This window comes from Acidovorax sp. LjRoot117 (genome assembly GCF_964252695.1).
In the GTDB taxonomy this organism is placed as follows: domain Bacteria; phylum Pseudomonadota; class Gammaproteobacteria; order Burkholderiales; family Burkholderiaceae_C; genus Acidovorax.
In genome coordinates, this window is the sequence record NZ_CAXUPO020000022.1 from 1 (window position 1) to 8,194 (window position 8,194).

The following is an 8,194-nucleotide window of genomic DNA, read 5'->3' on the forward strand; positions in this document are numbered from 1 at the left end:
TAGCGAAGGTTCTTGAGCCCGTATGGCTTGAGAAGCAAGAGACCTCAAGCCGTGTCCTGCAGCGCATACGGCTGGTGCTTGCGTGGGCTTCTGCACACGACTACTACCCTGGCTATGACCTAAAGATGTGGGAAGAATTGCCAAACCTGCTCCCTGGCCGGCCGAAGAAGAAGGAAGTACACCACTCGTCGTGTCCGTATAGTGAGGCAGGTGCATTGATGACGGCATTGCGACAGTCGAACGTCTCTGCTACCTTAAAGCTGTGCTTTGAATTCACCGTGCTGACAGCAGCTCGTTCTGGAGAGGCACGTGGCGCTTTGAAATCAGAAATCGACCTCGACGCCAAGATGTGGGTCATCCCCGACAACCGAATGAAGATGGACAAAGCCCATTCCGTACCATTGTCTGACCGAGCAATTGATGTCTTGAAACAAGCCTTTCGCCTCGCGCCAGACAGCGCGTTGGTGTTTCCTAATCTGAGCAGTAACCAACCACTTAGCGATCAAGCCTTCACCAAGGTAGTCTTGCGCGAGAACTTGAAAGTTCCGTATACGGCGCATGGATTTCGCTCCACTTTCCGGACTTGGGCCGGCGAGCAGACCACCTATCCACGGGAGGTGTGCGAACTAGCCTTGGCCCACAACATCATGGACAAAGTTGAAGAAGCGTACGCGCGAACAACGTTCGTAGAGCAGCGCCGCCATCTCATGCAGGACTGGTCAAACTATCTTAGAGATACAGCATTGCAGGCGCCTGAAACTTAGTTCTTTGGCGAGGAGCGAGCGCGTCAATACCCCCGCCCCCAGTCTCGCGCCAGCTCATACACCTCCGGCATCCACGCCTCTCGACTGGAGAACACCACCACCATCCGGTCGTTGCCGTAGTTCCAGCCAATACGCTGACCACCCCACCCAGTGGCCCATGCCGTGCCTGGCGCCTTGGTGTTTTCCGTCCAGATCAGGTAGCCATAGCCGCCGAACATGCGACCATGCTTGCGGGCCGCAGGGTTGCGGTCGTTGCCGATCTGCTTGGCCATTGCGGCTTTCACGAAGTCACCGAAGCAATCCGATTTCTTAGACGACTCTTTGACCCATACGGCAAACCGCATCCAGTCCTCCATACGCAGCCGCATGCCGGAGTCCCCCAGCCCGTTCTTGGCACGATCTTGCGAGTACAGCCCCGGATGTGCGGCGCCCATGGGGTTGAGCACCTGCTCTTGAATCCATTGGCTCAGCGGCATGCCCGTTGCGCGGCTGACCATGAGGCCGAGCGTCATGGGGTCCGTGGACTTGTACGCGAACGCTTCGCCGGGCTTGTACTCGGAAAACGCACCGCGCGCAGCCTTGGAGATGCGATCCGTCGCAATCAATTCCCCAAGATTCAGCAAGCCTTGATTCCAGTCCTTGGTCTGTTCTGGCGTCCAGATCGTGCTGTCGCCGTTCTGCTCTGCTGCACCCGATGCCATGCGCAGCAGATCATGCACCGTGGCATTGCCCAACGCCTTGCCATGAAGTTCCGGCAGCACGTCACCGGCCTTGGACTGCAGAGTGAGCTTGCCCGCGCAAATGGCTTGTCCCGTTGCCATGGCCGTGACCGTCTTACCCATAGACATGCCGAAGAACAGCGATTCAGAATCGGCCGGGGCGTTGAACGCAGAGTACACGATCGAGTTGCCGTCCATCAGTGCGAAGGCCTTGGCGGGCCGTTGACCCACCAGAGCACGAGCACGATCCACGAGGTCTTTTTCTCCAGCCGATGGCGCGCGGGTGTTGAGAGTGCTCGGGTTCGGGCTGGGCCGCGTGATCTGGAACCAGCGCGGCCCGGTCTTGACCAGCAGCCATTCGTCAGGTGCTGCGGCGCCACCATCTGCCACCGGAGTGACTTGCGCCATGGCTTGTGCGCAGAAAGCCATGGCTGCAACCGCCAGCAGCCGCAGGGACTGTTTGGTGGCGAGCTTCATTGGATGCCTTTCAGAAATGCCAGAACGTCTTTCACGGCTTGCTCGCGGGCCTTGTCGTTGCTTTCCACCGTAATCCAGGAGGTCTGCTTGCACTTCGGCATGTAGGCGTTCCATTCTTTGTCATCGGTAAACGTCTTCCCCGATGCCTTGTCGTGCGCTGGGCCCCAACCACTGCGGTCGTTGGCGCCATAGGGCATGCGCACGTCCATGGAACAGAGATTGAAGTTGCCCTCGTTGAACTTCTTCCAGGGCTGGTTGAGCCGGTCGAAGACGTGCGTGGCACCGGGATAGACCTTGTAGCTGACGGGATGGCCTGCCGCTGCGTACTCGTCGGCCAACTCTATGCAGGGTTTGGCCGGGGTCATGTCGTCTTTCTCACCCAGCACCATCAAAATCGGACCCGGTAGCTTGCTGTGCTGATCCACCCGGTAGCGCATGTTGCAGCCGGGATAGACGGCCACGCCACCAGCCCACTTCACATTGGCGGGTAGCACATGCTGCTGGTACGTCGGCCACGCGGCATCCAGCAGGGCTTGCCCACCACGGGACCAGCCCATGTGGAAGATGCGGCCGCTGTCGATCTGTGGATGGGTTGCAAGCAGCTTGAGCGCATACAGGGCGTCCGTCGTGTTGGCCATGGTGTTCCAGGTCAACTGCTTGGTAGGGCCGGTCACGCGGTCCTCGCCACGTGGCTTGAAGCTGTCCACGACGAACACTGCATAGCCTGCGTTGTTCAGTGCTTTGGCCCATACATCGAAGTACACGCCGCTGACGCCCTCGCTGCCATGGGAGAGCACCACCGCTGGCACCTTGCCGTCCGATCGTTGGGTCGGCATCAGCAGGTCGCCGTAGACCGTGACCTCGGGACCCAACCGGCCACGGATCAGGGCCCATCGGTGATCGGGCGTGGAAGAAGTGAACTCGATGCGGCCGGTTTGACCACCGCTGAGGTCGGCGAGGTGTGCAGCAGCAACTGCGCTTGCAAAAGACGCGACCATGGTCGCCGCGATGGATCGAACCCAAACTCTTGCTGTCATTTGTGACCTTTGCTTTTCACAGACGTGTTGTGTTGGCTCAGGGCAGCGAGAGGCCCCGACTGTCTTGGCTCAGCCCCATCTTCTGGAACTGCGCTGCGCTGAAGCTGGACATGGCATTGCTTTGGCAGCGCAGGTCAGCGATGCGTTTGCCGCCCTGCTCCACCAGAATTCCCCGGCGTGGAGAATCGCCGCCTTCACCGGCATAGACCACATAGCGGTAGTTGCCCTTGTCGAACGACACAAAGCTCACCGGCCCACCATCTGGCGCTGTCTGCGCACCGTGCTGGAAGGCCGCAGCCGCAGCGGCACCGGCGCTTGGATACTCCATCTCTGGTACGCCCTCCGATGGCGCGAGCCGGTACACCAACTGCTCTATGGTCCCGCCATGGCTGCTGCAGACCGAGGCGCGCTTCTTTCCGGTAGAGCAAGCAAAAATCGGAGTCTCTGAACCCGTGCACAGATGCGGCACGTTGACACTGGGAACAGTGGCGACAACGGCAGGTGCCTGTGCTGCGGCTGGCTGCACGACAGGAGCGGCAACGGATGCAACGGGCGGCGCAACGCTCGGTGCCTGTTGCGAAACTGGTGCCGGTTCGGGTGGCGGCGAGTCTGCGGTCTTTGCCTCGACGGCTTTCGGCGCCCCACCTGTCATCTGGTCGAACTCGGCTTCGCTTTTGTCAAGCACCCTCAGCATCGCCAGATCATGGAACAGGCCCATGAACGGTAGATGACCTGTGAGCTTGACCAGAACCTCCTTGCTGTCTTCTGTGCGCTGCACCGTGTAGGTCACGTTGCCTTTGACCGTGTTGCCATCTAGCGCGGCGCCCTGCGGTTCATAGGTGCCACGCAGGTGATTGAGCATCCGCTGATCGGTGGGGATTGCGTCTTTTTGCATCGCCGTGGTCAAGACCGCAGAACATGTCTTCTTGCCCGTTGCCTCATCAGTGCTGCCCGTGGTGATGGCCTCCACGGTGACTTTGGCGTCCTTGCTGGTGAACTGCACACGACGCTGCCGCTCCGGGCTCATGCTGGCGTGTTCCTTGTCAAAGCTCTGCTGGTAAATCTGCTGGACGAGTGACACTGTGGCCGGGTCCGCACATGAGGGAGTCTTGTCGCCACAGCCCGCCAATATGGCTGCAAGGGCTGCGGTCAACGTCACTGCAAATCTTCTCCGATGGCTCATTTTTTCTTCCAGAAGGTTGTAAGTAGTTGCGCCTCTCAAGGAACATTTTGTCATGCAATGCCCCTTTTAAGACGTTTCCTCAATAGGCACATTTCGAGAGCCTGCGGGGCATGTCACGGACTGCTCCACAGAAAAAAGACGCCGCCAGCGAATCGCCGGTTCAGCGCCGCCGCAAAGTGCGGCACATACCGAATACCATCACCCAAGCTATTGGCAAAAACCTGCGGCACTTCCGTGAGCAACGCGGGATGACACAACTGGAACTGGCGATGACGGCCGAGGTGGAGCGCACACGCATCTCGAAGCTGGAACTTGGCTTGGTGAATCCCAGTGTCTTGACCGTGGCTACGATCTGCCACGTTCTGGGCATCACGCTGGCTGATCTATTCGCCGATATTCGACTTGCGCATCCCCCGACCACGGAAGGAGGACCACTACGCAGAGCCAATCAAGCTGTGCTCGACAAAAAGCCGCAGGTCCGCCAGAGTTCCAAAGGGAGGCCCAAGGCCAGCACCACATAAGTGCGAGAACAGTCAGCCGCTGGCATTCATGACCACTGTCAGTCGCATCACGTCCACCAGGGCCGGGGCACGCGCCGCAGCAAACCACAGGTTGGTCGTGCGTGAACCCAATGCACCATGGATCGCGCTGGAGACAGCTGCGCAGTGTTGCAACTGCAGTCTGTGACTATCGCCGCGCAGCACCACGATAGCCGTCGCCAGATGCCCTGACTGCTCGTGCTGCTCAATGGCATCGCAGCAGTCATTGATCATGGTCCGCAAATCACGGCTGGGGCCCGTGGCGACAAAGCTCCAAGGCGTGTGCCCCCATTCGGCCAGTGCACGACGCAGATCACCCCAGTCCAAAGCAGGCATGGCGTCTGGCTCCGTCGCCGCCAACAAATCTTGGTGGACTTGCGCAAAACAGCCTGCCACGTGAGAGGGTATGCCGGACAGCGCCAGCGTCTTCAGCCATTGACGCCGATTGACCATCATGGCGTCCTTCGCACGCGCACCGCAGCCTGCAGATGCACCTCTTCTGGGTGCCAGGCCAGCGATTCGTAGAGCCAAGTCACCGGACGCGGTCTGCCGGCCTTCTCGGACTTGGCTGGTCGCTTCGGCACGGCATGGCCTTTAAGCCGCAGCCGAGCGTTGTGCGGAGCGAACGCGGGGCTGTCCGTTGCAGGATCGAGCAATAGCACGGTATCGACCTGGTGTCGCTTTTCCACGAAGGCCCCTTCCGCCCCTACCGCCAGGGTCCAATGCTTGGTGCGTGCATGCCGCGCAGAATGCAGCACCAGCGCCACCAGCGAGCCTTGCATCAACCAGTCGAGTACATGAGCATCCACAGCGTCGTGGGGGCCGTACTTCGCCGTGAGTTCCAGGGGCAAGCCAAGACTGTCGAAGCGCTCCACCCAATCCGGCGCATAGACCCCTGAAAAGTATGTGTCGCCGAATGCTCCCCAGACTGCGGCCGCGACTCCGTGCTGCCTGCGGCTCATGTTGGCGAGCGCACTTGGCTTTGCAAGCGCTGTGATGCTGAGAATTGCCGTGATGACATGCACCCCGCAGGCACTATCGAGCTGTGACTGCTGTACAAAGGGCTGGATAGGTTCTGCACGCTGAGCCTTCACCGTGAGGGTGTGTCCGGTGATCAGAGCTGGATGCACTCGCTGGAACCGATATGACACAGCCGGGCGATTCATTGGTATCGCTTTGGGCATTTCAATACTCATCTGGACGAAGCAGCGTGGTGACACTTCTATCAGCCTCGGTGATGATCCATACCGTGGGGAGCGAAGAGCGTTTTTCTTTGGGCGTTGCAGCCAGCCGTGCTGCATCCACCAGCCGATAGCAGCTCAGAATCCGCAGGCGGCGCGTGACGGCAAATTCGTTCTCGGTGCGGTCTTCTTCACAAAGATCGCCGCCGTCGCATTGCACGTGGCGGCTGATCAAAGCGGCCGCGCTGAAGCCGGCCCTCTGGAGTAGTTCCAAGGCCCCGGGCGTAGCGACGATCTGACCCAGCGGAAACCGGGCGCTGTTGGAGTAGATGATGGTTTTCGCGGTCGGCTTTGGAGCCGTCGCTTTGGACCTGGAATCGGGTGTTGTGGTCATGGAAATATCCTTGGCTAGGGAACGAAACAAAACGGTGAAAACAAGCGGGCGTGCGTAGTCCTCCGCAAACGAGTACCGGATAGAAAACGCGAGCGAGAGAAATCAGCGAGGCCGCAGGCCAGCAGCCGAGGAGAGAAGAAGCCTCAGCGAGAGGCCGTCAATGAAACATGCGCTTGGAACAGCGCGGTCAGCAGATCAGAGTCCGTTGCGTAGGGCTGATCGATCCAGCCTGCAAACTCGTCAGTGGCCGAAAGCCAGCCGCTGAGCTCGGAGTGCATCGCGCCATCAGCGCTACAACCATCGAGAAAACCCCATGCGTGCAACCGGCGCGATGCCACGGCATCTCGAACAGCGCCCATTGGCATGACCTTCGGCATTCACCATCAAGAACGACGGTAGATCCCCATCAAAGATCGGCTGCTGCGAGTGGCCAAGTTCACGCCAACACAGTTGCTCTAATCCACGTCATTCCCAGCCAGGTCTGCGCCGTTCAACCACAGGGGAAGCAACTTCCTCATCCGATGCAGCTATCGGTCCATCTGGTGACGGCGGAAGGCCGCATTACAGGTGGCTGATTCATGGGTCATGAGTTTCTCCGGACATAGGCACCCCAACCGCCTCGACCAGCGGGTCGACAAGGGGCACGATGGCGTGGGAATTGCCTGGAATTCGGCCGAACAGACATTCCACTGGTGCTTCAAATGCAGCAATGGCGAGGCGAAAAATCACTGCGAAACATGCCGCAAACTGGCTCGAACTGACGGCAACTGCTCTCAAATTTTCTTTATTCAAAAAATTTGCTTATGTTTAATATTATATCAAATCAGATATAATAATTCATAATTTGAGTAGATTTGACGGCAAATCAATCAAATTCGTCGTACAGCAGCCCTCAAAAATGCTTATTTCGTGCTCAATCAGTGCGCTAGATACAACTGGTAGCGTCGAAAAGGCACTAGCGAGCTTCAATTTTGAGCAAATTTCGATCTGAAACAGAATACCACGCGCCGGAAGAACCGATTGCGGCTATAAACATCATGCGATGAACGGCAGCAGAACAGCGGGTGCTGGCAGCCGCAGGCGATGCGGCAGCAATGGGGCCGACAGCGGTCATCCGCGAGAGTGGAGCACATAGCTCAAGTCAATATGCCGTGCCTGCACGCTTACGTATTGGATAACAGCCGGGATTTGGTTGCATTTTCCAAGTCGTATCTCATCTACTCGCTCAATTTCGAGTACCGCCGCGAGGTGGATGACGGCGGCAGCGCCAAGCCTCCTCCAAAAGCGGCACCAAGTTAAGAAATGTGACGGCCATGAAGATAATTGCCAAGTACATTGTAGATACGGGCTCGGTTTTCAGTTGCAAATTCCATTCTCCCGACCCATCATACAAACCGACCAGCAGCAAAATCGCGCCCAGCGGCAGTAACTCCATGAAGCTGTGGATCATCTGTTCGAAAGGATTTATCTGTCGACGTTCGATGACAAAACGTAGCTCAAGCCACGTTGTGAATTCATGCAACAAAAATAGGAATGCAGACAGCACAAGCAGCCCCAAATTGATCTGCAGCAACAATGCGGCTAGGGCCCCAAGGCCGGTCTGTACGAACATAATCAAGTGGAAAGCCGATTCACGATAACCGCTGGTCAGCTCGATCCGCGTGCGCCTATGGCACCACCAATCGATGAGTCCTGCAACTATCCACATGGGCAGAACCACGTACATCAGCAAACCAAGTAAAAGGTCGTTCATGCAATTGAGACTGTTTTAAACTGAATCGACCAAACTGGTCGCGCTAGATTTCTCGCTGCGTTAAACGCTACGTGAAGACAAGACTTGAATCGCCCCGGCTTATCTAGACACTTTTGAGCCGTTGGGAATGTCGCTGTTCGAACTCTA

10 protein-coding genes are annotated in these 8,194 nt (G+C 58.0%); 2 read left to right on the forward strand and 8 right to left on the reverse strand.

All coding sequences use genetic code 11. The features are described from left to right. On the forward strand, positions 1-764 hold a 764-nt coding region (locus ACSQ3D_RS27660), incomplete at its 5' end, for a tyrosine-type recombinase/integrase (RefSeq protein WP_436129004.1). A 23-nt stretch (positions 765-787) separates the two neighbouring features. On the opposite strand, the gene ACSQ3D_RS27665 is transcribed toward ACSQ3D_RS27660, so the two are convergent. From ACSQ3D_RS27665 to ACSQ3D_RS27675, 3 genes are read right to left on the reverse strand one after another with little or no spacing between them, the layout of a single operon-like run. Continuing rightward, positions 788-1,960, reverse strand: a complete 1,173-nt coding sequence (locus ACSQ3D_RS27665) for a serine hydrolase domain-containing protein (RefSeq protein ID WP_436129005.1) — start codon at positions 1,958-1,960, stop codon at positions 788-790. Then, positions 1,957-2,997, reverse strand: coding sequence for a dienelactone hydrolase family protein (locus tag ACSQ3D_RS27670; RefSeq protein ID WP_436129006.1), 1,041 nt, complete (start codon positions 2,995-2,997; stop codon positions 1,957-1,959). The genes ACSQ3D_RS27665 and ACSQ3D_RS27670 overlap by 4 nt, the downstream gene beginning before the upstream one ends. Positions 2,998-3,034: 37 nt before the next feature. After that, the gene (locus tag ACSQ3D_RS27675) at positions 3,035-4,234 is read right to left on the reverse strand and encodes a hypothetical protein (protein WP_436129007.1); all 1,200 of its coding nucleotides are present in this window, start codon (positions 4,232-4,234) and stop codon (positions 3,035-3,037) included. A 56-nt stretch (positions 4,235-4,290) separates the two neighbouring features. Between ACSQ3D_RS27675 and ACSQ3D_RS27680 the strand changes: the two genes are divergently transcribed. Then, positions 4,291-4,701, forward strand: a complete 411-nt coding sequence (locus ACSQ3D_RS27680) for a helix-turn-helix domain-containing protein (RefSeq protein ID WP_436129008.1) — start codon at positions 4,291-4,293, stop codon at positions 4,699-4,701. A 12-nt stretch (positions 4,702-4,713) separates the two neighbouring features. Here the strand turns inward: ACSQ3D_RS27680 and ACSQ3D_RS27685 are convergent, their stop codons facing one another. From ACSQ3D_RS27685 to ACSQ3D_RS27705, 5 genes are all read right to left on the reverse strand, one after another. Beyond that, positions 4,714-5,175 (reverse strand): hypothetical protein, encoded by a 462-nt coding sequence (locus ACSQ3D_RS27685; RefSeq protein WP_436129009.1) that lies wholly within the window; start codon positions 5,173-5,175, stop codon positions 4,714-4,716. Next, positions 5,172-5,915: a hypothetical protein gene (locus ACSQ3D_RS27690; RefSeq protein WP_436129010.1), complete on the reverse strand. Its 744-nt coding sequence runs from the start codon at positions 5,913-5,915 to the stop codon at positions 5,172-5,174. Before ACSQ3D_RS27690 ends, ACSQ3D_RS27685 begins: the two co-directional genes overlap by 4 nt. Then, on the reverse strand, positions 5,905-6,294 hold the full coding sequence (locus ACSQ3D_RS27695) for a type I restriction endonuclease subunit M (RefSeq protein WP_436129011.1): 390 nt from the start codon (positions 6,292-6,294) through the stop codon (positions 5,905-5,907). The genes ACSQ3D_RS27690 and ACSQ3D_RS27695 overlap by 11 nt, the downstream gene beginning before the upstream one ends. 143 nt (positions 6,295-6,437) lie before the next feature. After that, a complete protein-coding gene (locus ACSQ3D_RS27700; protein WP_436129012.1) occupies positions 6,438-6,671 on the reverse strand; it encodes a hypothetical protein in 234 nt (77 codons plus the stop codon). A gap of 848 nt (positions 6,672-7,519) precedes the next feature. Continuing rightward, positions 7,520-8,047 (reverse strand): diguanylate cyclase, encoded by a 528-nt coding sequence (locus tag ACSQ3D_RS27705; RefSeq protein WP_436129013.1) that lies wholly within the window; start codon positions 8,045-8,047, stop codon positions 7,520-7,522. Positions 8,048-8,194: the final 147 nt, after the last annotated feature.

Coding starts and splice junctions, on each gene's coding strand:
- ACSQ3D_RS27705 (WP_436129013.1), bottom strand. CDS start 8,047: ATGAACGACCTTTTACTTGGTTTGCTGATGTACGTGGTTCTGCCCATG.
- ACSQ3D_RS27695 (WP_436129011.1), bottom strand. CDS start 6,294: ATGACCACAACACCCGATTCCAGGTCCAAAGCGACGGCTCCAAAGCCG.
- ACSQ3D_RS27665 (WP_436129005.1), bottom strand. CDS start 1,960: ATGAAGCTCGCCACCAAACAGTCCCTGCGGCTGCTGGCGGTTGCAGCC.
- ACSQ3D_RS27680 (WP_436129008.1), top strand. CDS start 4,291: ATGTCACGGACTGCTCCACAGAAAAAAGACGCCGCCAGCGAATCGCCG.
- ACSQ3D_RS27700 (WP_436129012.1), bottom strand. CDS start 6,671: ATGCCGAAGGTCATGCCAATGGGCGCTGTTCGAGATGCCGTGGCATCG.
- ACSQ3D_RS27675 (WP_436129007.1), bottom strand. CDS start 4,234: ATGACAAAATGTTCCTTGAGAGGCGCAACTACTTACAACCTTCTGGAA.
- ACSQ3D_RS27685 (WP_436129009.1), bottom strand. CDS start 5,175: ATGATGGTCAATCGGCGTCAATGGCTGAAGACGCTGGCGCTGTCCGGC.
- ACSQ3D_RS27690 (WP_436129010.1), bottom strand. CDS start 5,915: ATGAGTATTGAAATGCCCAAAGCGATACCAATGAATCGCCCGGCTGTG.
- ACSQ3D_RS27670 (WP_436129006.1), bottom strand. CDS start 2,997: ATGACAGCAAGAGTTTGGGTTCGATCCATCGCGGCGACCATGGTCGCG.